24 protein-coding genes are annotated in these 24,058 nt (G+C 36.7%); 18 read left to right on the forward strand and 6 right to left on the reverse strand.

Translation table 11 applies throughout. The features are described from left to right. Positions 1-276 precede the first annotated feature (276 nt). From FJA49_RS01805 to argH, 8 genes are read left to right on the forward strand one after another with little or no spacing between them, the layout of a single operon-like run. Positions 277-885: a GNAT family N-acetyltransferase gene (locus FJA49_RS01805; protein ID WP_139998227.1), complete on the forward strand. Its 609-nt coding sequence runs from the start codon at positions 277-279 to the stop codon at positions 883-885. Positions 886-889: 4 nt separating this feature from the next. Beyond that, positions 890-2,083 carry an argininosuccinate synthase gene (locus FJA49_RS01810; RefSeq protein WP_139998229.1) on the forward strand — a complete coding sequence of 398 codons (1,194 nt, stop codon included), beginning with the start codon at positions 890-892 and terminating at the stop codon, positions 2,081-2,083. Further along, positions 2,076-3,053, forward strand: a complete 978-nt coding sequence (argC, locus tag FJA49_RS01815) for an N-acetyl-gamma-glutamyl-phosphate reductase (protein WP_139998231.1) — start codon at positions 2,076-2,078, stop codon at positions 3,051-3,053. Before FJA49_RS01810 ends, argC begins: the two co-directional genes overlap by 8 nt. Before the next feature lie 21 nt (positions 3,054-3,074). Next, positions 3,075-4,211: an aspartate aminotransferase family protein gene (locus FJA49_RS01820; protein ID WP_139998233.1), complete on the forward strand. Its 1,137-nt coding sequence runs from the start codon at positions 3,075-3,077 to the stop codon at positions 4,209-4,211. A gap of 5 nt (positions 4,212-4,216) precedes the next feature. Then, positions 4,217-5,167 carry an N-acetylornithine carbamoyltransferase gene (locus FJA49_RS01825; RefSeq protein WP_139998235.1) on the forward strand — a complete coding sequence of 317 codons (951 nt, stop codon included), beginning with the start codon at positions 4,217-4,219 and terminating at the stop codon, positions 5,165-5,167. Further along, positions 5,157-5,939, forward strand: a complete 783-nt coding sequence (gene argB, locus FJA49_RS01830; protein ID WP_139998237.1) for an acetylglutamate kinase — start codon at positions 5,157-5,159, stop codon at positions 5,937-5,939. The genes FJA49_RS01825 and argB overlap by 11 nt, the downstream gene beginning before the upstream one ends. An 11-nt stretch (positions 5,940-5,950) precedes the next feature. After that, a complete protein-coding gene (locus FJA49_RS01835; RefSeq protein ID WP_139998239.1) occupies positions 5,951-7,042 on the forward strand; it encodes a M20 family metallo-hydrolase in 1,092 nt (363 codons plus the stop codon). A 12-nt stretch (positions 7,043-7,054) separates the two neighbouring features. After that, on the forward strand, positions 7,055-8,344 hold the full coding sequence (gene argH, locus FJA49_RS01840; protein WP_139998241.1) for an argininosuccinate lyase: 1,290 nt from the start codon (positions 7,055-7,057) through the stop codon (positions 8,342-8,344). 323 nt (positions 8,345-8,667) lie between these two features. Here the strand turns inward: argH and ytxJ are convergent, their stop codons facing one another. Next, complete coding sequence (ytxJ, locus tag FJA49_RS01845) at positions 8,668-9,069, reverse strand: bacillithiol system redox-active protein YtxJ (protein WP_139998243.1); 402 nt, start codon at positions 9,067-9,069, stop codon at positions 8,668-8,670. 127 nt (positions 9,070-9,196) lie between these two features. On the opposite strand from ytxJ, the gene clpB reads away from it, so the two are divergent. Then, positions 9,197-11,797 (forward strand): ATP-dependent chaperone ClpB, encoded by a 2,601-nt coding sequence (clpB, locus tag FJA49_RS01850; protein WP_139998245.1) that lies wholly within the window; start codon positions 9,197-9,199, stop codon positions 11,795-11,797. A gap of 75 nt (positions 11,798-11,872) precedes the next feature. Here the strand turns inward: clpB and FJA49_RS01855 are convergent, their stop codons facing one another. Together FJA49_RS01855 and FJA49_RS01860 are read right to left on the reverse strand one after the other, a co-directional pair. Next, positions 11,873-12,133, reverse strand: a complete 261-nt coding sequence (locus FJA49_RS01855; RefSeq protein ID WP_139998247.1) for a hypothetical protein — start codon at positions 12,131-12,133, stop codon at positions 11,873-11,875. Between the two features lie 31 nt (positions 12,134-12,164). Beyond that, entirely contained in the window at positions 12,165-12,446 is a 282-nt protein-coding gene (locus FJA49_RS01860; RefSeq protein WP_056065909.1) for a hypothetical protein, read from the reverse strand. A gap of 434 nt (positions 12,447-12,880) precedes the next feature. Here FJA49_RS01860 and FJA49_RS01865 point away from each other — a divergent pair, with 434 nt between their 5' ends. The 5 genes from FJA49_RS01865 to FJA49_RS01885 all read left to right on the forward strand — a co-directional run bounded on the left by FJA49_RS01865 (position 12,881) and on the right by FJA49_RS01885 (position 17,646). Next, complete coding sequence (locus FJA49_RS01865) at positions 12,881-13,288, forward strand: hypothetical protein (RefSeq protein WP_139998250.1); 408 nt, start codon at positions 12,881-12,883, stop codon at positions 13,286-13,288. Between the two features lie 93 nt (positions 13,289-13,381). Continuing rightward, complete coding sequence (locus FJA49_RS01870; protein WP_139998252.1) at positions 13,382-14,230, forward strand: aldose 1-epimerase family protein; 849 nt, start codon at positions 13,382-13,384, stop codon at positions 14,228-14,230. 82 nt (positions 14,231-14,312) lie between these two features. Continuing rightward, positions 14,313-14,867, forward strand: a complete 555-nt coding sequence (locus FJA49_RS01875) for a DUF3575 domain-containing protein (RefSeq protein WP_139998254.1) — start codon at positions 14,313-14,315, stop codon at positions 14,865-14,867. Between the two features lie 52 nt (positions 14,868-14,919). Continuing rightward, a complete protein-coding gene (locus FJA49_RS01880; protein ID WP_139998256.1) occupies positions 14,920-16,083 on the forward strand; it encodes an ABC transporter ATP-binding protein in 1,164 nt (387 codons plus the stop codon). A 12-nt stretch (positions 16,084-16,095) separates the two neighbouring features. Continuing rightward, a complete protein-coding gene (locus tag FJA49_RS01885) occupies positions 16,096-17,646 on the forward strand; it encodes a GyrI-like domain-containing protein (protein WP_139998258.1) in 1,551 nt (516 codons plus the stop codon). A gap of 35 nt (positions 17,647-17,681) precedes the next feature. Here FJA49_RS01885 and FJA49_RS01890 read toward each other — a convergent pair whose 3' ends face one another. Then, positions 17,682-17,912 (reverse strand): VF530 family protein, encoded by a 231-nt coding sequence (locus FJA49_RS01890; protein WP_139998260.1) that lies wholly within the window; start codon positions 17,910-17,912, stop codon positions 17,682-17,684. Between the two features lie 55 nt (positions 17,913-17,967). On the opposite strand from FJA49_RS01890, the gene FJA49_RS01895 reads away from it, so the two are divergent. Then, entirely contained in the window at positions 17,968-18,453 is a 486-nt protein-coding gene (locus FJA49_RS01895; RefSeq protein WP_139998262.1) for a SixA phosphatase family protein, read from the forward strand. Positions 18,454-18,510: 57 nt separating this feature from the next. On the opposite strand, the gene FJA49_RS01900 is transcribed toward FJA49_RS01895, so the two are convergent. Beyond that, complete coding sequence (locus FJA49_RS01900) at positions 18,511-19,188, reverse strand: OmpW/AlkL family protein (RefSeq protein ID WP_139998264.1); 678 nt, start codon at positions 19,186-19,188, stop codon at positions 18,511-18,513. Between the two features lie 143 nt (positions 19,189-19,331). Here FJA49_RS01900 and smpB point away from each other — a divergent pair, with 143 nt between their 5' ends. Together smpB and FJA49_RS01910 are read left to right on the forward strand one after the other, a co-directional pair. Next, complete coding sequence (gene smpB, locus FJA49_RS01905; RefSeq protein WP_139998266.1) at positions 19,332-19,787, forward strand: SsrA-binding protein SmpB; 456 nt, start codon at positions 19,332-19,334, stop codon at positions 19,785-19,787. A 60-nt stretch (positions 19,788-19,847) separates the two neighbouring features. Continuing rightward, positions 19,848-20,894 (forward strand): Fic family protein, encoded by a 1,047-nt coding sequence (locus tag FJA49_RS01910; protein ID WP_139998268.1) that lies wholly within the window; start codon positions 19,848-19,850, stop codon positions 20,892-20,894. A gap of 24 nt (positions 20,895-20,918) precedes the next feature. On the opposite strand, the gene FJA49_RS01915 is transcribed toward FJA49_RS01910, so the two are convergent. Beyond that, entirely contained in the window at positions 20,919-21,560 is a 642-nt protein-coding gene (locus FJA49_RS01915; protein ID WP_139998270.1) for a protein-L-isoaspartate(D-aspartate) O-methyltransferase, read from the reverse strand. A gap of 204 nt (positions 21,561-21,764) precedes the next feature. Here FJA49_RS01915 and FJA49_RS01920 point away from each other — a divergent pair, with 204 nt between their 5' ends. Beyond that, positions 21,765-23,948, forward strand: a complete 2,184-nt coding sequence (locus tag FJA49_RS01920; RefSeq protein WP_139998273.1) for a prolyl oligopeptidase family serine peptidase — start codon at positions 21,765-21,767, stop codon at positions 23,946-23,948. The last annotated feature ends 110 nt before the right edge of the window (positions 23,949-24,058 follow it).

A 24,058-nucleotide genomic window follows, 5' to 3' on the forward strand; every position in this document is an offset into this window, starting at 1 on the left:
CACAAACTTTGCGGGTTGTGCGGTCATAATCTGTACCGCCAAAGTTTAACGAGTCCGAAACTTTTATTCATTTTTTCACTTTTCAGTTTTGAAATTTCCAATCTTTTTACAGGGATATTACTATCCTGACTTTACTACAATATCGTTATTTTTTTCAGCTTCGGCCAGTTTCCGGCCCTAGGTCTGCTATATTTCTATGAAATAGGTCCGTCCTGTTTCTTTCCTCCGCATTCTTTATAATCATCTTATTTTTTAACCCAATCTTACATTTAAAAAATGAATGTAACCATCTGTATTGCTCAAAAAGAGCACTATAAGTTCGCACAGGAAATTTGCGATACCATGGAAGCTTCGGCACTTTTGAGAGGCACTGGAATTGCCAAAAGATCGCCAGAATACATCCAGAAAAAGATGCAAAACAACGATGCCATAATCGCCTTGGAAAATGGAAAATTCGCAGGTTTCTGCTACATTGAAAGCTGGGAACACGGGCAGTTTGTAGCAAATTCCGGACTCATCGTGCATCCTGATTTTCGCCATCTCGGACTTGCAAAAAAAATCAAGACAAAAGTCTTCGAGTACTCTCAGGAAAAATATCCCGGAGCAAAAATTTTCGGGATTACAACAGGTTTGGCGGTAATGAAAATCAATTCCGATTTGGGATACAAACCCGTTCCTTTTTCTGAACTCACTGCCGATCCTACCTTTTGGGCCGGATGCAAAGGCTGTACCAATTATGACATCCTGGAACGAAAAGAATTCAAAATGTGCCTTTGCACAGGGATGCTTTATGACCCGGAAAACAAAAAGCCGGAAGAAGTGAAATTCAATAAAAAAGTGCTGACAAGATTGAAACAAATCAAGCAGACATTTCTAAAAAAATAATCTAATGAAAAAAGTAGTTTTAGCCTATAGCGGCGGTTTGGATACCTCATTCTGCCTAAAATATCTGAAAAATGAAAAGCAACTGGAAGTCCATACCATACTGATAAATACAGGAGGTTTTGATACCGAAGAATTAAATGCTATCGAAAAAAGAGCTTATGAATTGGGGAGCGCCCAACATATCAATCTGGATATCATTGACCATTACTATGAAAAAGCTATCAAGTTTTTAGTCTTTGGAAATGTACTAAAAAACAACACCTATCCCCTATCTGTAAGTGCAGAAAGAGTTTTTCAGGCTATAGAAACCGTAAAATATGCAAAAAAAATAGGTGCTTCGGCTATTGCTCATGGCAGTACCGGTGCCGGAAACGACCAGATTCGTTTTGACCTGATTTTCCAGACAATTGCACCCGAACTGGAAATCATTACGCCAATCAGGGATTTGAAATTGTCTCGTCAGGAAGAAGTCGACTATCTTCAGAAAAATGGGGTGGATTATTCCTGGGAAAAAGCACAATATTCAATCAATAAAGGCATCTGGGGAACAAGTGTTGGTGGTAAAGAAACACTGACATCTAACTTGTCATTGCCTGAAAGTGCTTATCCGTCACAGCTTCAAAAAACGGAATCGGAAAAAATCACACTCCATTTCAAAAAGGGCGAAATCATTGGTATTAACGATGAATTTGACAAACCAACGGCCATTATTACCCAATTGGAAAAATTAGCCAGCGCCTTTGCTATTGGAAGAGACATTCATGTTGGCGATACGATTATCGGCATCAAAGGAAGAGTCGGTTTTGAAGCAGCAGCCCCATTGATTATCCTAAAAGCACACCACCTGTTGGAAAAACACACCCTTGGAAAATGGCAGCAATATTGGAAAGAACAGCTGGGCAATTGGTATGGCATGCTTTTTCATGAAGGGCAATTTTTAGATCCTGTGATGAGAAACATCGAAACCTTTTTAGAAGACACGCAAAAAAATGTAACAGGAACTGTGACTGTAACTCTAAAGCCGTATCATTTTTCGTTAGACGGAATCGAATCAGAACACGACCTAATGAACAGCAAATTTGGCCAATATGGTGAAATAAACAATGCCTGGACGGCTGACGATGCCAAAGGTTTTATCAAAATTCTTGGCAATGCCCAGTCTATTTATTCACAAGTAAATTCCATCGATTATGATTAAAGCAGGAATTATAGGTGGTGCCGGTTATACTTCGGGCGAATTGCTTCGAATTCTGGTAAACCATCCCAAAGTAGAAATTGATTTTGTTTTCAGTACCTCACAGGCTAGAAAACCTTTGACGGCTGCACATCCAGATTTGATAGGTGAAACCGATTTGGTGTTTACAGACAAAATAAACACTGATGTAAATGTCGTATTCCTATGTCTGGGACACGGAAAATCAAAAGCTTTTTTAGAAAATAACGAATTTGCTTTGCATACCAGAATCATCGATCTGAGCAATGATTTTCGTCTTGACAATGATGCAAATTTTAATTCTAAAGTTTTTGTGTATGGCCTGCCAGAGCTGAATAAAAATAAAATAGTTGCCACAAAATACATTGCCAATCCGGGATGTTTTGCAACGGCTATCCAACTTGCGCTTTTGCCGTTAGCTTCAGGCGGTTTGTTAGAAAATGATATCCATATCAATGCCGTTACCGGAAGTACCGGAGCCGGAGTGCAGCTTTCGGAAACTACACATCATAGTTGGAGAAATTCGAATATTTCTCATTATAAAGCTTTTGAGCACCAACATCTGGCAGAAATAAAACAAAGCCTGAACAGTTTGCAGAAAGACTTTGGAAAAGAAATACTATTCATCCCGAATCGTGGCGAATTTACCCGAGGCATTTTTGCAACGCTCTATACTAAAACAAGTAAGAGCAAAGAGGAATTGGTTGATCTGTACCAGACATTTTACAAAGAACATCCTTTTGTATGGGTTACAGCTGAAGACATCAGCCTAAAAATGGCAGTGCAGACCAACAAATGCATCCTTAGTCTGGAGAAAAAAGGAGATTATCTTTTGGTCACTTCAATTATCGATAACCTGTTAAAAGGAGCATCTGGCCAAGCCGTACAGAACATGAACCTAATGTTTGGACTTGAAGAAACAACAGGATTAAAATTAAAATCCAGCGGTTTTTAAATAATAAAAAGTAAAAGAAAAATGAGCTTATTTAACGTATATCCAATATATAACATTACACCAATCAAAGCCTTTGGAGCTAAAGTATGGGACGACAAAAACCAGGAGTATCTTGATTTTTATGGCGGTCATGGCGTAATTTCGGTAGGACATTCGCATCCAAACTATGTAAAAGCCATCCAGTCACAGGTTGAAAAAATTGGGTTTTATTCCAATTCCATCCAAAATCCGTTACAGGAAGCCTTTGCAAAGAAATTAACCGAAGTATCTGCCTACCCAGATTACAGTGTGTTTTTATGCAATTCAGGTGCAGAAGCTAATGAAAACGCCTTAAAGCTGGCTTCTTTCCATAATAAAAAATCAAAAGTGATTGCTTTTCATAAAAGCTTTCACGGGAGAACTTCTGCTGCTGTTGCCGTAACCGACAATCCATCCATCATAGCACCAATTAACGCCAATCACGAGGTTTTGTTTTTACCACTAAATGATATGGAATTAGTCAAAAAAGCAGTTTCAGAAAATGAAATCTCGGCAATCATCATTGAAGGAATTCAAGGTGTTGGCGGGCTTGACGAAGGAACTACTGAGTTTTTTCAAGGATTAGAAGAAATCTGCAATACCAATGACATTATTCTGATTTTAGATGAAATCCAAAGCGGCTACGGCCGTTCCGGAAAATTCTTTGCACACCAACATCACAACATCAAGCCTGATATTATTACGATGGCAAAAGGTATGGGCAATGGATTTCCTATTGGCGGGCTGCTCATAAGTCCGAAGTTCACAGCTTCGTTTGGTTTGCTTGGAACCACTTTTGGTGGCAACCATCTTTCCTGCGCATCTGCATTAGCAGTTTTGGAAATAATGGAAGAGGAAGCTGTTTTGGAAAATGTAAAAAAACAATCCGATTATTTTATCGAAGCGGTTTCAAAAATTCCTCAAATAAAAAAGATAAAAGGAAAAGGCCTGATGCTTGGCCTAGAGTTTGATTTTGATGTGGCAGAACTGCGCAAAAAATTAGTCTATGAGCAGTTTATTTTCACAGGAAATGCTTCCCAAAAGAATCTGCTAAGGATACTTCCGCCACTTCTTATTACTGAAACTGAAATTGACCGATTTGTTATCGGGCTAAAAAATGCACTGCAATCTTTAAATTAAAACAAATGAAAAAGTTCACTACTGTAGACGATATAAATGATTTGGACGAACTGATTTTAACTGCCAAAAAAATTAAGTCAGATCCTTTTGGAAATTCCGATTTGGGTAAAAATAAAACACTTGGTCTATTGTTTTTCAACCCGAGCCTTAGAACAAGATTAAGTACACAAAAAGCTGCGTTGAATCTCGGCATGGATTGTATCGTGATGAACCTCAATACGGAAGGTTGGTCGCTCGAATTTGAAGATGGTACAATTATGGACGGCAATACCGCAGAACACATCAAAGAAGCAGCACAAGTTATATCCCAATACTGTGATATTGTTGGCGTGAGAAGCTTCCCTACCCTAACCGATAAAGAAAAAGACGAAGAAGAACAGGTTATCAGTGCTTTTACGAAATATGCTTCTGTTCCGGTAATCAGCCTTGAAGGTGCTACTGAACACCCACTCCAAGCCGTTGCAGATGCGTTGACTATACAGGAATACAAGACCAAAAGAAAGCCAAAAGTTGTGCTGACATGGGCTCCGCATCCTAAGGCTTTGCCTCATGCCGTGCCGAATTCTTTTGTCAAGATTATGAAACTTTCCGGTTATGAGCTTGTAATCGCACATCCCAAGGGATATGAACTGAATCCTGAAATCACAAAAGGAGCAACAATCACAAACAATCAGGATGAAGCTTTTAAAAATGCCGATTTTATCTATGCTAAAAATTGGAGCTCCTATAACGATTATGGAAAAATCCTTTCTAAAGACATGGATTGGACGGTTACGCAAGAAAAGATGGAATTAACAGCTAATGCCAAGTTCCTGCATTGCCTTCCGGTTAGAAGAAATATGATTGTTTCTGATACAGTTTTAGATGGCGATAGCTCTATTGTTATTCCACAGGCCAATAACAGGACCTTTGCTGCACAGGCAGTATTGACAAAAATTCTGGAAGATGGAAAATAAACCAAGCCTCAGTATTGTAAAAATCGGTGGTAACGTTATTGACAACGAACAGCTTTTGTCAGAATTCCTTACCGATTTTTCTGAATTGGAAGGATATAAAATCCTGGTGCATGGCGGTGGCAAAAAAGCCAGCGAAATAGCCGAGAAACTAGGATTAAAACCTTCCTTTTCAAACGGAAGAAGAATTACAGACAAAGCTATGCTTGATATTACTGTTATGACTTATTCCGGCTTATTAAACAAGCAGATTGTAGCCAAACTGCAACAACTAGGTACGAACAGTATTGGATTTTCCGGTGCGGATGGCAACCTTATCCAATCGGAAAAAAGAAAAAATACTGAAATCGATTTTGGGTATGTTGGTGATGTAATCAGTGTAAACAATAAGCTGATTTCTGCATTGTTATTGCAAGATTGCATCCCTGTTTTTTCTGCGATCACACATGATGGAAAAGGCCAGTTGTTAAATACAAATGCCGATACGATTGCTACAGAAATCGCAATTTCCTTATCCAAAGAATATGATGTGGAGCTAATCTATTGTTTTGAGAAAAAAGGCGTTTTGCTTGATTCGGAAAATGAAGACTCAGTTATTGAAGTCCTTGATTTTGAAAAATACCAAATCTTGAAAAGTGACCAGACCATCCATTCGGGAATGTTGCCCAAACTCGAAAATTGCTTCAAATCACTGAACAATGGCGTTGATACGATTGTGATTGGAAACCAAAAAGTACTGAAAAACAAAGCAACTGCTACCCAAATAAAATTATAAAGAGAGAAAACATGACGCATAAAAGCATCGAAATATTGACCAATGAAGCCATCAGTTTATTAAAACAGCTTATAGAGACACCGTCTTTTTCTTCCGAAGAAGCCCAAACAGCGTTTTTGCTGCAAAACTGGTTTTATGATAATTCCATTCCGTTTCAGAGAGAAAACAACAATGTCTGGGCTGTAAATTTTCATTATGACGCTTCAAAACCAACACTACTTCTAAATTCTCATCATGATACGGTAAAACCAAATGAAGGTTATACTTTAAATCCGTTTGAGGCTATTGAAAAAGATGGGAAATTATTTGGTCTTGGAAGCAATGATGCTGGTGGTTGCCTGGTATCTTTACTGGCTACATTCACTTATTTTTATGCTCATGACAATCTTCCTTATAACATTTTATTTGCCGGAACTGCCGAAGAAGAAAGCAGTGGTCCAAACGGGCTGAATGGCTTATTAAAGCATCTTCCTGAAATTGAATGTGCCATTGTGGGCGAACCAACACAAATGCAGCTGGCAATTGCCGAAAAGGGACTTCTTGTCCTGGATATCATCATCCCAGGAACAGCAAGCCATGCGGCACACCAAAATACAGACAACCCTATTTACAATGCACTTTCTGCTATTGAATGGTTCAGGACATATGAATTTGAAAAAATATCTGAAGTATTAGGTCCTGTAAAAATGACCGTTACTCAGATAAATGCCGGAAAACAGCACAATGTTGTACCTTCAGAATGCAGCCTCGTTGTGGATATTCGTGTAAACGATTGCTATAGCAATGAAGAAATCCTGAAAGTTCTGCAGCAACATATCAAAGGAAAAATAAATCCAAGGTCTATGCATTTGAATGCGTCTTCGATTGACAAAAATCATCCTTTGGTACAAGCAGGAATTTCTTTAGGAAGAAAAACATACGGCTCACCTACGCTCTCCGATCAATCGGTTTTGAGTTGTCAATCCATGAAACTAGGACCTGGCGACTCGCTACGATCGCATACTGCTAATGAATTTATTTATCTGGAAGAAATAAGGGAAGGTATTCACTTATATACCAAAATTTTATCAGATTTTTTTAATCTAAACAACACAATTACCTAAACACACAACACTATGAAACTTTGGGAAAAAGGAATACCTACCGACCAGAAAATAGATCTTTTTACGGTTGGAAACGACAGGGAACTGGATTTGGTCCTGGCAAAATATGATGCCTTGGGCTCTATTGCACATGCTAAAATGTTAGGAAAAATAAACATCCTGACTGAAAAAGAAACCACCGATTTGGTATTGGCTTTAGAGGATATTCTGGCACAGATAAGACAGGGTAACTTTACGATTGAAGATACCTTTGAAGATGTACATTCTAAAATAGAATATCTTTTAACCGAAAAACTAGGCGAAGCCGGGAAAAAAATCCACACGGCTCGTTCCAGAAACGATCAGGTTTTGGTGGATATCCATCTGTATCTGAAAGAAGAAATCACATCCGTCAAAAAGCTAACAAAGGAACTTTTCGATTTGCTGATTTTATTAAGCAAAAAACATGAAAATGTCATTCTTCCGGGTTACACACACCTGCAGATTGCTATGCCTTCTTCTTTTGGAATGTGGTTTTCTGCCTATGCTGAGTTACTTATTGACGATATGGTTCTACTAAATGCCGCACAAAAAATAGTAGACCAGAATCCGCTGGGTTCTGCTGCCGGATATGGAAGCTCTTTTCCAATCGACAGGACATTTACCACTCAGGAATTAGGTTTTTCGGTATTGAAATACAATTCAGTAGCTGCACAAATGAGCCGTGGAAAAGCGGAGAAAACCGTTTCATTTGCATTCTCCGGACTAGCAGCAACTTTATCCAAACTCGCCATGGATGTATGCCTGTATATGAGCCAAAATTTTAACTTTATAAGCCTTCCAAATCATTTAACAACGGGTTCCAGTATTATGCCCCACAAGAAAAATCCAGATGTTTTTGAACTCATCAGAGCCAAATGCAATAAAATACAGGCGTTGCCGTATGAAATCACTTTACTGACCAACAACCTTCCAAGTGGCTATCACAGAGATTTCCAATTATTAAAAGAAGGTCTTTTTCCTGCTATTCAGAATTTAAAATCATGCCTGGAGATTGCCTGTTTTTCTTTAAAAGACATTCAGGTCAATACGACTATACTTGATGACAAAAAATACGATTATCTGTTTACCGTTGATAATCTGAATGAATTAGTCCAGCAAGGAATTCCGTTCAGAGATGCCTACAAAATCATTGCTACACAAATTGAAGACGGCAACTACGAACCTTCAAAAAAAACGTTGCATACACATGAAGGTAGCATCAATAATTTATGTTTAGAGGAGATTGTTTTGAAGATGGAGAGTTTTTTTTTGAGGCACTAAGGTTCTAAGTATCTAAGGTACTGAGGTTCTAAGCTGCTAAGTATAAAGTTTATTTTTCCATTGTAAAATCAGATAACTACACCCATAAAACTCGAGAAATAAGCCGCTTAGAACCTTAGCCCCTCTTTTAGCTAGCTAACAAATAAAAAACTATTTCAATAATTTTCTCTTTTACTCATAAAATACAAAACCTTAGTCCCTTAGCACCTCAGCAACTTAGTCCCCCTTTTATCTAACTAGCAAATGAAAAACCTATTTCAATAACTTTCCCATTTACGAATAAAACACAAAACCTTAGCACCTCAGTACCTTAGCACTTCTTTTTACAGCTTATTCTCCAAAGCCTCTGCATCAATAGCGCTATGCGAAACATCATAAACCGATTTTCCATTCTTAATCAGCAATAATTGAGGCGATTGGTGGATCACATGGAAACGCTGTGCTATTTCATTTGAAATATCACGATAGTTTAAAAGGTCTAAAAAGTAAAGAGATGCATCGTTAGTGTCTGCTTTATATTCTCTTTCAAAATTCTTCAGTGCCATCCTGCTAATGCTGCAACGGGTACTGTGTTTAAAGATAACTACCGGTTTTTCTTCCGACTCTTCTATGATGGAATCCAATTGTTTTAATTCTGTTAAATCATTCCAATTGAAGCCGTTTTGATTCGTATCTTTATTATCCGATTTGTCTGTATTGCCAAAAATTTTATCAAAAAAACTCATATCGTCAGAATTTAAGACTTTTTGTCTTGTTAAATTAGTAAAAACACTCTTTTTTAAGCCATTTTGTCAGATTTACCCTATTGGAATATAAATTGAGATGACTTTATCAAATTTAAAAATTTAATCTATGAACTTTAATAATTTTACCATAAAATCACAAGAAGCCATCCAAAGGGCTCAGCAAATAGCTCAAAGTTTTGGAAACCAACAGATTGAAAACGAACATATCGTCAAGGCTATCTTTGAGGTTGATGAGAACGTTACTCCGTTCCTGCTTAAAAAACTCAATGTAAATCTAGGGCTTTTACAGCAGATTCTGGATAGTACGCTACAATCCTTCCCGAAAGTTTCAGGGGGCGATATCATGCTTTCCAGAGAAGCATCAAGCACGTTGAACAATGCGGCTACTATTGCCAAAAAGATGAACGATGAATTTGTATCCATCGAACATCTTCTATTGGCTATTTTCAATTCAAAAAGTAAAATTGCCCAAATTTTAAAAGACCAGGGAGTTACTGAAAAAGGGCTAAAAGCTGCTATTGACGAGCTTCGCAAAGGCGATAGAGTTACTTCAGCTTCAGCCGAAGAAACCTATAATTCTTTAAATAAATATGCCAAAAATCTAAACGAACTGGCAAGCAGCGGAAAACTCGATCCTGTTATTGGTCGAGATGAAGAAATCCGCAGGGTTTTGCAAATTCTAACGAGAAGAACAAAAAACAACCCAATGCTTGTAGGTGAGCCTGGTGTTGGTAAAACAGCAATTGCCGAAGGACTCGCACACAGAATCGTTGATGGTGATGTCCCTGAAAACCTAAAAGACAAGATTGTTTTCTCATTGGATATGGGAGCCTTGATTGCCGGTGCAAAATACAAAGGAGAATTTGAAGAAAGATTGAAATCGGTTGTAAAAGAAGTAACCTCTGCAGATGGCGATATTGTCCTTTTTATTGACGAGATCCATACGCTTGTAGGTGCCGGAGGTGGTGAAGGTGCAATGGATGCAGCTAACATATTAAAACCAGCTTTGGCTCGTGGTGAACTAAGAGCTATTGGTGCGACCACCTTAGACGAATATCAAAAATATTTTGAAAAAGATAAGGCTTTGGAAAGGCGTTTCCAAAAAGTCATGGTTGATGAACCAGATACAGAAAGTGCTATTTCTATCTTGCGTGGTATTAAGGAAAAGTACGAAACGCACCATCAGGTTCGTATCAAAGACGAAGCTATTATCGCAGCAGTAGAATTATCACAGCGATACATCACAAACCGTTTCCTTCCGGACAAAGCTATCGACTTAATGGACGAAGCAGCTTCTAAACTCCGAATGGAAATCAATTCAAAGCCTGAAGAACTTGACGTTCTGGATAGAAAAATAATGCAGCTTGAAATCGAAATGGAAGCGATTAAACGTGAAAATGACGAAAATAAGCTGAAAAGCCTAGGTTTGGAATTGGCAAACCTGAAAGAAGAACGCAACGAGATTTTTGCTAAATGGAAAAGCGAAAAAGACATTGTGGACAATGTTCAGGCTACCAAAACAGAAATCGAGAATTTCAAATTGGAAGCTGAAAGAGCCGAACGTGAAGGCGATTACGGAAAAGTAGCCGAATTGCGTTACGGGAAAATCAAAGAAGCCCAAGAACGATTGGATGCTTTTCAAAAGCAATTACAAGAAAACGAAGGTCATTCCTTAATCAAGGAAGAAGTGACCCGTGAAGACATTGCTGAGGTTGTTGCCAAATGGACCGGTATTCCGGTAATGAAAATGCTACAGGGAGAAAGAGAAAAACTGCTCCATCTTGAAGAAGAACTGCATAAGAGAGTTGTAGGCCAGGAAGAAGCAATCGAAGCCGTAAGTGATGCCGTAAGAAGAAGTCGTGCCGGATTACAAGATGTTAAAAAGCCTATTGGTTCCTTCCTATTCCTGGGAACAACCGGTGTTGGTAAAACAGAATTGGCAAAAGCATTGGCATCCTACTTGTTTGATGATGAAAATGCTATGACAAGAATCGACATGAGCGAATATCAGGAAAGACACAGTGTTAGCCGTTTGGTTGGTGCACCTCCAGGATATGTAGGTTATGATGAAGGCGGACAATTGACAGAAGCTGTTCGAAGAAAGCCCTATTCTGTTGTCCTACTGGATGAAATTGAGAAAGCACACCCTGATACTTTCAATATACTGTTGCAAGTATTAGATGAAGGACGTCTGACTGATAATAAAGGCCGTTTAGCCGATTTCAAGAACACAATTATTATCATGACTTCCAATATGGGAAGCTCTATTATACAAGAGAAATTCGAGAACCTGAAAGGGAATGTCGAAAGTGCTATAGAAGCGGCCAAAGTAGAAGTGCTGGCTTTATTGAAGCAAACCGTACGTCCTGAATTTATCAACAGGATTGATGATATTGTAATGTTTACACCACTGAATGAGAACAACATTAAAGAAATTGTAGGACTTCAATTGAAATCCATTACTAAGATGTTAGCATTACAAAACATTACTCTCGATGCTACTCCGGAAGCCATTGACTACCTTTCTAAAAAAGGATACGATCCGCAATTTGGCGCACGACCGGTGAAAAGAGTGGTTCAGAAAGAAGTCCTGAATGAACTTTCGAAAGAAATACTTTCCGGAAAAGTCACAACAGACAGTATCATCCTTTTGGATAGCTTTGACGGAAAACTGGTATTTAGAAATCAGACTGAACTGGCAAACTAATAATAAAGTTGCCCTAATAAAAAAAGCCTAACCAACTATTTGGTTAGGCTTTTTTGCTGAGAAGGATTTTCGTTATTAACGTGTACTTCTCTGCGGATAATATTGTCTTACAGTACGGATTCCATAATGCTTCCTTCTTCCGAAACTTCGTTTTTTTCTGAAAAAGTTTATAATGCAATACCCATTTACAATAAAAGAGCAAATAAACAGCAATATGAAACCTCCCTTAAGCAATAGGCTGGCCATTTCAGAGGAATTATCTGCAAATCTTCCAGGAAGTGCATAACCCGAAATTAACAGGCCAACTGTGGAAATGGCAAAGGTTAAACGGTTCATATTAAGTCAAGTTTAGATTGGTGGCAAATTATCAAACAGCAGCCCTCAAGTATTCGTATTCAAATTCCTCATGGTGGTCATAAGCAATTTCCAGAATATCAATCTCGTTATAAGCTACTTCACCGTCAGTGTCCTCTATGACACATATACCCAAAACCTCGAAAGGTCTTTCAATTTGCATGTTATTGCTAACAATGTATTCCATCGCCAGCTCATCAAAATTTTTAGGATGTAGTACAAGCATTACACTATCCGTTAATTCGTTTTCAATGATAAATTCTTTGATGCCTAATAATGTGATTAGATTTTTCATAATGCTCTGATTTGGTTAGGTTAGTAATCATTTTAGGTTGGTGTGTTTACAAATTTGGCTTTTTAAATTTACAAATACCATTATGAAGTATTAAATTTTACGCAAAAAACCATTAAAAAAATGTTAAAAACGTAGCAAAAACCTTAAGTTTTATACTATAAAAATTAAGTTTATATAATTCCCATTTTTAACAATTCTGAAATAGGCAATCGCCTATAAAAAAATGACCTAAAATACTTCCTTAGCGAACTGGAATCTTTAAACATCGTCTCTTTGCAAATAATTTCAAAATGATATTTTTTTTACCCTTCTAAAACCTTGATTTTTAATAGGGAAGAAAAATAATACAAAAAAAGATGTTAAAATCCAGACCCAAAAAGCAACCTTTTCATTTTAATACATCTTCAAATAAAAACAATTTAAAATTTTTAACTATGAAAAAGTTTGCATTAAAAACAATGGCGTTAGTTTTGTTCGTTTCAACGGCTCTTACTTCTTGCAGTAACGATGACGATTCTAAAAACAACTCACAAACTACACAAAAAGAATTTACAACAGCAGTGACTGGCCCTACTACAGGTGCTAAGAATCAGGAAATCACTTTGACTGTGACCCACGTTGTTGATAATAATTGTGGTGTGTTCAACAGATTTGTACAGTCTACAAGCGGAAACACTAAAACTGTTGAAGTGGAAGTAAAATACGCTGGAACAAACTGTGGGACAACGCCATCAACCAAAACTCAACCGTACAAGTTTACTGTTAGCCAAAACGGTACTTATGTGTTTAAGTTCAAAAAAAGCGCAACAGAATTTGTTACACACAGTGTTGTAATTCAATAATTCTGACAAAAAAAAAATTGTAAAACACCAGCCTGCACGCTGGTGTTTTTTTTGTTCTTATTTTTGCCTAACACGATCTAAAATCAAACCTACATGAATATTGTTCTTCAAAATAAAGAACTAACGGCTACTATCAATACAAAAGGAGCCGAATTGATTTCTTTAAAGAAAAATACCATAGAATATATTTGGGAAGGAAACCCTAAATTCTGGGATAAGCACTCTCCTATTCTGTTTCCTATAGTTGGAACACTAAAAAACGGAGAATACAATTACGCAGATAAGCAATATGGATTATCAAGACACGGATTTGCCAGAGATAATGATTTTCATGTTGATGAAACTTTTCAGAATAAGGCTGTATTTTCTTTTTCTTCTTCTGAGGCAACTGCAAAACAATATCCTTTTGATTTTGAATTAAAAGTAATCTACTTGCTTGAGGAAGATAATCTCACTATACACTATGAAGTAACCAATAACGGTGCTTCAGATATGCCTTTCTCAATTGGCGGGCATCCTGCATTTGCACTTACCGGAAATTTTGAGAACTATTCGTTGTTTTTTGAAAATGATGAGTCCCTTATCAGCTATTCACTAGAAAATAATTTGCTTTCAAATCGCACTACAGTACTGAAACTATCTGATGGAAAGCTACCTTTGAATTATTCTCTATTTGAAAATGATGCCCTGATAATTAAAAAACTGGAATCAAAAAAAATTCAAATCCTCGAAAGCAATAAGCCGTTACTGGAAGTTGTATTACATGATTTCCCAAATCTTGGAATCTGGACAAAAAATGATGCTCCTTTTATCTGCCTTGAACCTTGGTTTGGCTATTCTGATACGTTACAAAGCAATGGCAATTTATTTGAAAAAGAAGGAATTATCATTCTCTTGCCCCAAAAAACATTCCAAGCGTCTTTCAATATAAAAATCTACTAATTACTTAACCTAAAAAAAGCAATTACGGCGAACATCCGAAACATTATCTCGTTACATTTGCAAAAAATTGATTCTCATAAGAATGAAAAAATATTTATCGCTCTTGTTTCTTGCAAGCACATTCCTTTCCTACAGCCAGACCTATGTAAAATTTAATGGAGCTTCTGCTTTGGCACTTATCTCTAATATAGGAATCGAAACCAGTATCGGAAAAAAAATGACATTCCAGCTTGATGCAACGGCCTCATTTTGGGAATCTGTAAACGGTGCTCCATTCAAAGCGTTAATCGTAACACCTGAAGTACGTTATCACTTTAATGAAAAAAATAACGGGTTTTATGTTGGAGCTAACGTCAGCGGAGGCACATTTGAACTTCAGAAGTACGGCTATAAGGATACCGACTTTTACCAGAAAGGTTATAACTATATGCTAGGATTGACACTTGGCTACCAATGGAAACTAAGTGATAAATGGGCATTGGATCTTTTTGTTGGCGGCGGACATCAGGAAGCTTTTTATAAAGGGTATTTATTATCAACCGGAGAACGATATGACACCTGGATACATGATTATAATAAAAGTGGTGAATGGATCTTATATAGAGGCGGTTTGATGATTGCCTACAAAATAAAATAAGAAGTACTATTTGGAAGATTTTTCTGTTATATTTGGTATATAGATTTATATCATGACAGAATTTGAGAAACAGTTTCAGGAAATCAAAAGTTTCTTGGATTTTGAAGATTATTCGCTGCTTACCAAAAGAATAATCGATCTTACGCTCGACACGGAAGACATTTCTTTTTATCAAAAAACTAACGAGTTATTGGACTGGCTTGACCAGAATGAAAATAACATTGATTTAAAAAAGCAACGTTTCGCATTACTGCTCGAGGAACTTTACCAACAGTTAAAAAACAAACCCGTTCCTGAAAAACAAATTCTTGTCACTGCAGAAAACCTCAAAAAAACATACGGAAATGCGAGTTTTTCACTTGGATCTATAGATTTGGAACTCAACCAAGGAGAAATCCTAGGTCTTGTAGGTGAAAACGGTAACGGGAAAACTACCCTACTCCGACTTCTTTGTGGAGAGTTATTTGCGACTTCAGGAAAACTAGGCTATAATTTCGATTTTAACGATGCCTATGATTTAAGGACGCAGTTGGTTTATATACCGCAAAGAACGGCAACCTGGCATGGCTCCATGTTTGAAAACCTTCAGTTTACGGCCTCTAGTTATGGCTATAAACCGGAAGAGAATAAATTAATCGTAGAATTAATCATTGCCAGACTCAACTTAAGAAAATACCGAAATCATAGCTGGAAGAATTTATCCTCTGGATATAAGATGCGTTTTGAGCTGGCAAGGATGCTTTTAAGAAAACCAAAAATATTGCTGATTGACGAACCTCTTGCCAATCTGGATATACTTGCACAACAAACCGTACTGGAAGATTTCCGGGCAATTGCAAAATCACCTTTCCGTCCGATTGGAATCGTATTGAGTTCACAACAGTTGTATGAAGTCGAAAAAACTTCGGATCAGGTGATTTTTCTAAAAAATGGGGAACAGAAAAATCTCCACTCAAAAGCTAATCCGCAAGAAACAGAAAAAACAGAAGAAGAGTTTCTTATTATTGAATTTGAAAGCGAATGGTCACAAAACCAGCTTAACGAGGCTTTATCAGGTAACTTAATCTCTCTTAAATTTAATGGAGGTACTTACATTGCAACGTTTTCTGCAAGTATGGATACTTATGATTTCTTAAGAATCATTACAGAAAAGCAGATTCCGCTTCAATATTTCAGAAATATTTCAAAATCTACCCGAAGATTCTTCGTTTCCTAAAAACTCAACGTTATGTTTGTCAATATTCAAAAAAAACTCCTGCTTACACATCCGCTACTTTGGAACAGTAAAATTGCCTTGTTTTCAATACTAACGCTGATTTTCCATCTTATCTTTTTCCTTTTAGGATATTCAAAAGGATCTATCGATTTTACGGATTCGAATGACTTTTATGACTACGGATTTGACGATACGATTATCGTATTTGTCAGCGTGCTGATAAGTATTTTTATGTTTATTATCTGGCTGGTTTACTATTCCCGAAACAACGCTTTTAAGTCTTTTTATCCCAAAGGAAAATTTTCATTATACAAAGAATGGCTGTTGATTTTGTTATTCTGCATTTTGAACTCCACCTTTTCAGCTTCCTTTTTCTATGCACAGGATCTCAAAGCAAGAAATTATTTTTCGGAAAAGGAACTTAGTAAACGACTTGAAATCATCAGTCTTTCTTCTTTATTTGTGGAAGGCCCGTATCGTGAAAGCAATTTTATCACAGAGCAGAGGAATGGCGAATTTGTCCAGGTGGAAAGAGATTCATTCCAATACGGTTCCAGAAATTACTCGCTTAAATCATTAGTAAATAAACAGCTCAAAGGTTTTACTTATTTTAATGATAAAAAAGATTCTTTATTGGAACTTAAAGGCAAACGATGGCTAATTGAAAACAAAAAAGATTCCATACAGTTACTGTTTAAAGAGTTTTTCAAAATATCCAAAGAGCACAAACTGTCTTCAAACATCACTCCTGAAAAATGGTTCGAACTCATTTATGATTATCCTGAGTTCACAAAATATATTGATGTTGGAAAAACCAGCAAAGAAACCAGTCAAAATTATAATTATTATGAGGGTGTAAATACTGACTATATTGACGCTGATATAGTTACAGACGAAGCTGCCGCTCTTGACACACTATCAAAGACTATCAAGGTTGTTGACGGACAAAAATATGTTTATTCAAAATATTATGTCCCGTTTAATGCATTGACAAAATCGTATGGGAAAATTTCCAGAGCCTATGAAAATCCGGTAGTCAATTTGGAGTTTATCATGAGTCTATTTTATTTTTCAATAGGTCTGTCACTTTGTGTTTTTTCATTTAAGATTACATCGGGCAGAAACTGGCTGATAGCTTTCGTAACACTTGGACTTTTTGGAATTATTAGCGGAATTATTTCTGTAATAATAAGCCATAGTATGACTTTCCCTATCATTTATATACTGTTGTTTTTAGGGTTACTATTCTATTTTGCTATTATCCTTAAAGCTAAAGAAAGTAAAGGAATTACAGGAATCACTATCAATCAGACTTTATGGCTTATGCCCGCTATCATCCCGATAAGTTATGCTGTCTTGATAGATATTCTCAAACGTACCTCAGGTTACTATGATTCCTACACCTATGGAGCAAATGGGATGGAAAGAAAACAATTTCCACAAATAGAATGGTTAGACGAACATTATATGCATATGTTTGGTTTGAATATAGTATTTGTCTTTTTATTCCTGCTTCTGTTTTCAATGTATATTAAGAAATGGAAAGGTATTGCTGAAGCCTAAAAAAGTGCGAGCCGGAAAACCGGCTCGCACTTTTTTTATTTGGCAAATTTAGGAAGCGTCTTGATATAGAGCTGTTCGACCTTAGCTCTGGCCCAATCAGTCTTTCTTAAAAAAGTAAGGCTTGATTTGATGCTCGGATCAACAGTAAAGCATTTGATTTTTATCAATTCGCCTAAAGTATCGAATCCATAAAAATCGACCAGCTGTTCCAACATCTTTTGTAACGTGATTCCGTGAAGCGGATTATTGGGTTGTTTGTTTTCCATCTGGCAAAAATACGTATTTCAAAAATTAGTTTAATTTTATAGAAAGCAAAACACAATGAAAAATTTTTGTCTTATCCTATTCTTCCTAATTATGCAAACTGTTTCAGCCCAAAACCCAGCAACAACCACTATTTATCTGATTCGTCATGCGGAAAAAGCTGATCTTTCAAGCAATCCGGAACTTTCAGACGCAGGAATAAAAAGAGCCAAAAACTGGGCTGCTTATTTTGAGAAAACACCAATTGACTTATTTTATACAACTATGTATAACAGAACCCAACAAACCTGTTCCGCTATTGCAGCAACCAAACAAAAAGACATTCTTTTTTACAAACCTGATGCAATGGACTTAAAAAAGATAATTGCCGAAAACCAGGGAAAGACACTACTTATAGTTGGCCATAGCAATACGATTCCCAACTACATTAACAAACTTCTGGGTGCTTCAAAATATGAAGATATACCAGAATCTGAATTTGGTAATTTATACCGTATAACCGTTACTGACGAAAAGATTTCTGACGAATTGATCCATCCATAAAAGAAAAGACTGCTTTTTCAAGCAGTCTTATCCCTCTAAAAACTAAAAAAGAGGTCTCTAAAATTTCATTCCTACCCCAAAACCAAGCAATAACGGATTGATTTCAACATCAGCAGGAATGCTTAACCCAGCGGCAAGGTTTGATGCGTCGACCGTGACATCTGTTTTCAAAAATATTTTCTTTATATCCATATTGATAAAAAACTTATCATCTAACATCAAGTCAAAGCCTACCTGAAAAGCATAACCGAAAGAATTTTCATATTCTATGCCTCTTACAGTATTGCCCGCTTTTTCATTATAAAAAATCGTATAATTCACACCGGCACCTACATAAGGATTAAAAATATGATCCGGAAGGAAATGATATTGTACTGTCAATGTTGGAGGCAAAAGATATACGCTTCCTAAATTCACATCAGCTGATGTTGGTCCGCCTACTGCTGAAATATCAGAAGCTACCGTATTTACATCATGTTTGGATGTTCCTAAAATCAGCTCAGCCGAAATGTTTTTTGTAAAGAAATAAGTGAAGTCTAGCTCCGGAATAAATGTATTGGAAATCTTTGCATCTCCGCCAATGATTCCAATTTTAGCGCTTTCATCAGGAACAACGCCAACACCTCTGACACGTACCTGCCACTTTTTGAAATCTACCTTATTTTCTTCTTGAGCGTTTGCCAAATTTGTTCCGAATACCGTTAGCGCTATTACAGCTAAAATTATTTTTTTCATTGTTATCAGTTTTAAATTATAGTCCAAAAGTAGTCGGGAAATAAAACGTAAAGACTGACAAAAATCATAGTCTGAAAAATATTATCTAACAATTTCTTAACCCTAATTGGGATTTACTTAAATGTTCCTACATTTGCACTCCTATGTTGAAAACAATTAATATATTAAACAAAAGAGCTCGTTTCGATTATGAAATAATCGAAAAGTATACAGCTGGAATAGTATTAACCGGAACGGAAATCAAATCTATCCGATTAGGAAAAGCCAATATCACCGAAAGTTTTTGCGAATTCAACAATAATGAGCTCTTTGCTATCAATATGTATATTGAAGAATATGCATTTGGAAATCAATTCAATCATAAAGCCCGAAGCGAAAGAAAACTTCTCTTAAATAAACGGGAACTCAAAACGCTATGGAGAAATGTACAGACAAAAGGACTGACCATAGTTCCCATACGACTCTTTACTAATGAAAAAGGATTGGCTAAATTGGATATTGCATTGGCAAGAGGTAAAAAAACCTATGACAAACGAGAATCTCTCAAGGAACAGGACACCAAAAGAGATTTGGACAGAATAAAAAAGTCGTTTCGTTAGGAAACGGTTTTTTTTCTCGAAAAAAATGACTAACTTTGTCAAGACTAAATTAGACATGAAATGAAAACACTTCTTAAAACAGCTCGGGAACTAAAAAACATGAAAGTGAGAGAAGTGTCTCAACAAACAGGCATTGATCAGGCACTTATTAGCAAATTTGAAACAGGAACCCGAAAGCCAACACGAGATCAACTGCCAAAACTAGCAACTGTTCTGGAAATTGATTTGGAAACCTTAATGGTAGCCTGGCTAAAAGAAAAAATCCTGTATGAAATTGGAGATGAAGAATTTGCTTTAAAAGCAATGAAAGTTGCGGAAGAAGAAATTCGTTATCAGGCCAAATCTGTCAAAAAAATTCCAAGCTCGCTTCAAAAAATCCTTACGGAAATTGATGCTCTCAAAACAAAGTTAGACACCTTTAGAGAATTTGACAGCTATAGAATTACACAGGCACTCGAGCTAGAATATACCTTTGAAAGCAACAGAATTGAAGGAAACACACTCACATTACGAGAAACTGACCTCGTAATCAACGAAGGTCTTACTGTTTCAGGAAAAAGCATGCGTGAACATCTTGAGGCCATTAACCATCAGGAAGCCATTGGCTACATCAAACATTTGATGGAAAAAAATTCACTTTTAAATGAAAGAGAAGTCCTCAGTATACATAATTTAATTTTAAGAGGAATACATCCGGAAGATGCTGGGCGTTATAGAAAAGTACAAGTCATGATAAAAGGCAGTACGTATATGCCTCCACAACCTTTTATGGTGTCCAAGCAAATGGAAGACTATTTTATTTGGTATGAAACCAATAAAAACTCTCTTCATCCTGTTTTATTAGCGGCAGAAATGCATGAACGATTAGTAACCATACATCCCTTTATTGATGGAAATGGCAGAACATCACGTCTGGTAATGAATCTTGTCCTACTTTCGCATGGTTATATTATTGCCAATATCAAAGGAGATTATGACAATAGAATGCAGTATTATCAAACCCTCGAGAAAGCACAGACAACTTCTGACAAAGAAGACTTTCTTCTTTTTATAGCCCAAATAGAGAAAGAAAGCCTCGAAAGATATTTAGATATCATCAGCCAATAAAAAGAGCCCATAATGGGCTCTTTTTTAGTTTTTATTTTCCAATAAAGGCACAAAGCGAAATTCTCCAAATTCATGCTTTTCAAATTGAGTTTCATTTTTACGTATCAGCATTGTCATAATCTGATGTTCTTCTCCCAAAGGAATAACGAGCCTTCCCCCTACTTTTAATTGAGCCATTAGCGGTTTAGGAATAATTGGAGCTCCGGCCGTGACGATTATGCTGTCAAACGGAGCATAATTTGGCAAGCCTTTATAACCGTCTCCAAACGACAAATGTTTTGGTCGGATACCCAGTTTTGGCAATAACAAAGAAGTTGTCTTAAACAACTCATTCTGTCTTTCTATGCTATACACTTTCGCTCCCATTGTACACAGAACAGCCGTCTGATAACCAGAACCAGTTCCGATTTCTAAAATTTTGTGGTCTTTCTCAACTTCCAGTAACTGGCTCTGAAAAGCAACTGTATACGGTTGGGAAATAGTCTGCCCGGCACCTATAGGAAAGGCCTTGTCCTGATACGCATAGTCTTCAAAACTTGAATTCAAAAAAAGGTGTCTTGGAATTTTCTTAATTGCTTCCAGAACATTTTTATCTGTTATGCCTTTTTGTTGTAAGACAGTTACTAATTGATTTCGAAGTCCTTGATGTTTGGCTGTATCTTTCAAAATTTGGAGGTTTATTTGAGGGGTAAAAATAAGAAAAGAAAACTCGATTTTAAAACGTTTCAGCGAATGTTTTATCAGTAGCCTACCATTCAAATGCTTAATTGACCGTTCGTCATTTTTTTGGATTTTTTATCTGAATGTACTCCTACTTTTGACTCATCAATCAAAAAACGTTCGCATAATCACAACCAAAAAACACGAATTATGGAAATGACCACATTAAGAAAAATTGCAATGCTAACAATCGGCATTACTTTCACTGCCAATTCTTTTGGGCAGACCAAACCTTCAAAAGCTCCTTCTGTTCCTGCAACAGATGATTATTATGGAATCAAGATCGAAGACAAGTACAGAAATCTTGAAGATTTAAAAAATGAGCAAACGCTTAACTGGATGAAAGGCCAGGCAGATTACACCAATTCAATATTGGGTTCTATTCCGGGAAGACAGCATATTATTGATGAGTTGACTTCAATAAATAATCGAACTACAGAGGGGATTGGAGGTTTATCAATCCTGGATGACGGTACTTATATTTATCTTAAGACCACACCAAATGATCAAGTCTCCAAATTATACAAGAGAAATGGTCTAAAAGGAAAAGAAGCTCTCATTTTTGATCCTGAAAACTATCAAAAGAATAGTAAAGATGTTTTTAGTATCAGCTCTTTTTCAGCTAACAAAAGCGGAAAACTTATAGCTATCAACATTTCAAAAAACGGTGGTGAAATGAGTGAAATGTTTCTCATGGATTTGACTAACAATAAGATTCTTCCTGAAAAAATTGACAGGTTACGTTTTGGAGGTGCTAACTGGCTGAAAGATGGCAATTCATTTATTTACATCCAATCACCAACAGAAGATGTTCATGACATGAACGCCCAAATGGATATGGTAACAAAAATTCACATTGTAGGGAGTGATGTTTCGCAAGACAAGACTTTGTTTACAAAGGCAATGTATCCAGAATTAAGCATAACCAATGAAGAAATTCCTTTTGTTAGTTATGATATTGATAGTAACCTTTTGTTTTTTATGCCTTATACTGTAGACCAGAATCAAAAAGTATATATAGCACCAGGTTCAGATCTCAATAAGAAAAAAATAAACTGGAAATTACTTACTGACAGGAAGGATGAAGTAAAAAATTTCATTCTAAGTGAGAAAGACATTTATATGTATACCACTTTAAATGCTCCAAAATTTAAAGTAATAAAAACCAGTATTGCCAATCCTAATGTGGCTACAGCTACCTTGGTCATCCCTGAAAGTAGTGATTCCAATCTCAATTCACCTATAGTAACAAAAGACGGTATTTTTTATACCAGAACAAAAAATGGTGTGGAAAGTAAGCTTTATTTTACTGACTTCGAAGGAAAAAAACACAAGGAAATTGCGACTCCTAAAAAAGCAGCTACCATATCCGTAACTGCCAGAGCTCCTAAATTCTCTGATGTATGGATAAGTACAACAGGTTGGACAACCAAAGGAGAAAGATATCGATATGATCTAAAAAAGAATACTTTCACAAGAGAGCAACTTTCAACAATTATCGAATATCCTGAATTTAAAGACTTTGAAGTTGAAGAACTAATGGCTAAATCCTATGATGGCGTTGAAGTTCCTTTATCGATTATTTATAAAAAAGGAATGAAAAAAGACAAAAACAATCCAGTATTGTTCTATGGTTATGGCGCTTATGGAGCCTCAATAACACCTTCTTTTAATACACAATTGCTTTTGTGGGTAGAACGAGGAGGAATACTTGCGGTAGCCCATGTTAGAGGCGGGGGCGAATTAGGTGAAAAATGGCATCAGGATGGCCAAAAGACAACAAAACAGAATACATGGAAAGATGTGATTGCCTGTACGGAATACATGATTAATGAAGGTTACACTAATCCAACCAAAACAGCAATCTATAGCCGTAGTGCCGGAGGAATTTTTGTAGGAAGAGCAATTACTGAAAGACCTGATTTATATGCAGTTGCAATTCCGGGTGTTGGAATGATGAATACCGTTCGAAGTGAAAACTCACCTAACGGACCTGCAAATGTAGCTGAATTTGGTACTATGAAAGTTGAATCTGAGGCAAAAGCCTTAATTGAAATGGATTCTTATCTTCACTTAAAAGACGGAGTAAAATACCCTGCTACGTTGACAACAGCAGGATTCAACGACCCAAGAATTATTGCGTGGATGCCTGCCAAATTTGCGGCCCGTTTGCTAGAAGCCAACGCTTCCAACAAGCCTACCTTGTTAAAAGTAGATTATGAAGCCGGGCATTTTGGAGGGGCTTCCAAATCAAAATCATACGAAGAAATTGCCGATGTATTGAGCTTTGCCTTCTGGCAGGTAGGCCATCCGGATTTTCAACCTAAAAACTAATTTAATCCATTACCTTTGGCAGAGATAGTCTGCCAAAGGTATAAAAACACCTAAGAAAAGATGATATCATTACTTTTACAAATAGCAAGTGCGGCACTTGAATGCCTAAT

Source organism: Flavobacterium microcysteis, assembly GCF_006385255.1.
In the GTDB taxonomy this organism is placed as follows: Bacteria; Bacteroidota; Bacteroidia; order Flavobacteriales; family Flavobacteriaceae; genus Flavobacterium; species Flavobacterium microcysteis.

What these genes read in the sequence shown, in the direction of transcription:
- FJA49_RS01805 (WP_139998227.1), top strand. Translation starts at nt 277, where the DNA reads ATGAATGTAACCATCTGTATTGCTCAAAAAGAGCACTATAAGTTCGCA.
- FJA49_RS01810 (WP_139998229.1), top strand. Translation starts at nt 890, where the DNA reads ATGAAAAAAGTAGTTTTAGCCTATAGCGGCGGTTTGGATACCTCATTC.
- argC (WP_139998231.1), top strand. Translation starts at nt 2,076, where the DNA reads ATGATTAAAGCAGGAATTATAGGTGGTGCCGGTTATACTTCGGGCGAA.
- FJA49_RS01820 (WP_139998233.1), top strand. Translation starts at nt 3,075, where the DNA reads ATGAGCTTATTTAACGTATATCCAATATATAACATTACACCAATCAAA.
- FJA49_RS01825 (WP_139998235.1), top strand. Translation starts at nt 4,217, where the DNA reads ATGAAAAAGTTCACTACTGTAGACGATATAAATGATTTGGACGAACTG.
- argB (WP_139998237.1), top strand. Translation starts at nt 5,157, where the DNA reads ATGGAAAATAAACCAAGCCTCAGTATTGTAAAAATCGGTGGTAACGTT.
- FJA49_RS01835 (WP_139998239.1), top strand. Translation starts at nt 5,951, where the DNA reads ATGACGCATAAAAGCATCGAAATATTGACCAATGAAGCCATCAGTTTA.
- argH (WP_139998241.1), top strand. Translation starts at nt 7,055, where the DNA reads ATGAAACTTTGGGAAAAAGGAATACCTACCGACCAGAAAATAGATCTT.
- ytxJ (WP_139998243.1), bottom strand. Translation starts at nt 9,069, where the DNA reads ATGAGTTTTTTTGATAAAATTTTTGGCAATACAGACAAATCGGATAAT.
- clpB (WP_139998245.1), top strand. Translation starts at nt 9,197, where the DNA reads ATGAACTTTAATAATTTTACCATAAAATCACAAGAAGCCATCCAAAGG.
- FJA49_RS01855 (WP_139998247.1), bottom strand. Translation starts at nt 12,133, where the DNA reads ATGAACCGTTTAACCTTTGCCATTTCCACAGTTGGCCTGTTAATTTCG.
- FJA49_RS01860 (WP_056065909.1), bottom strand. Translation starts at nt 12,446, where the DNA reads ATGAAAAATCTAATCACATTATTAGGCATCAAAGAATTTATCATTGAA.
- FJA49_RS01865 (WP_139998250.1), top strand. Translation starts at nt 12,881, where the DNA reads ATGAAAAAGTTTGCATTAAAAACAATGGCGTTAGTTTTGTTCGTTTCA.
- FJA49_RS01870 (WP_139998252.1), top strand. Translation starts at nt 13,382, where the DNA reads ATGAATATTGTTCTTCAAAATAAAGAACTAACGGCTACTATCAATACA.
- FJA49_RS01875 (WP_139998254.1), top strand. Translation starts at nt 14,313, where the DNA reads ATGAAAAAATATTTATCGCTCTTGTTTCTTGCAAGCACATTCCTTTCC.
- FJA49_RS01880 (WP_139998256.1), top strand. Translation starts at nt 14,920, where the DNA reads ATGACAGAATTTGAGAAACAGTTTCAGGAAATCAAAAGTTTCTTGGAT.
- FJA49_RS01885 (WP_139998258.1), top strand. Translation starts at nt 16,096, where the DNA reads ATGTTTGTCAATATTCAAAAAAAACTCCTGCTTACACATCCGCTACTT.
- FJA49_RS01890 (WP_139998260.1), bottom strand. Translation starts at nt 17,912, where the DNA reads ATGGAAAACAAACAACCCAATAATCCGCTTCACGGAATCACGTTACAA.
- FJA49_RS01895 (WP_139998262.1), top strand. Translation starts at nt 17,968, where the DNA reads ATGAAAAATTTTTGTCTTATCCTATTCTTCCTAATTATGCAAACTGTT.
- FJA49_RS01900 (WP_139998264.1), bottom strand. Translation starts at nt 19,188, where the DNA reads ATGAAAAAAATAATTTTAGCTGTAATAGCGCTAACGGTATTCGGAACA.
- smpB (WP_139998266.1), top strand. Translation starts at nt 19,332, where the DNA reads ATGTTGAAAACAATTAATATATTAAACAAAAGAGCTCGTTTCGATTAT.
- FJA49_RS01910 (WP_139998268.1), top strand. Translation starts at nt 19,848, where the DNA reads ATGAAAACACTTCTTAAAACAGCTCGGGAACTAAAAAACATGAAAGTG.
- FJA49_RS01920 (WP_139998273.1), top strand. Translation starts at nt 21,765, where the DNA reads ATGGAAATGACCACATTAAGAAAAATTGCAATGCTAACAATCGGCATT.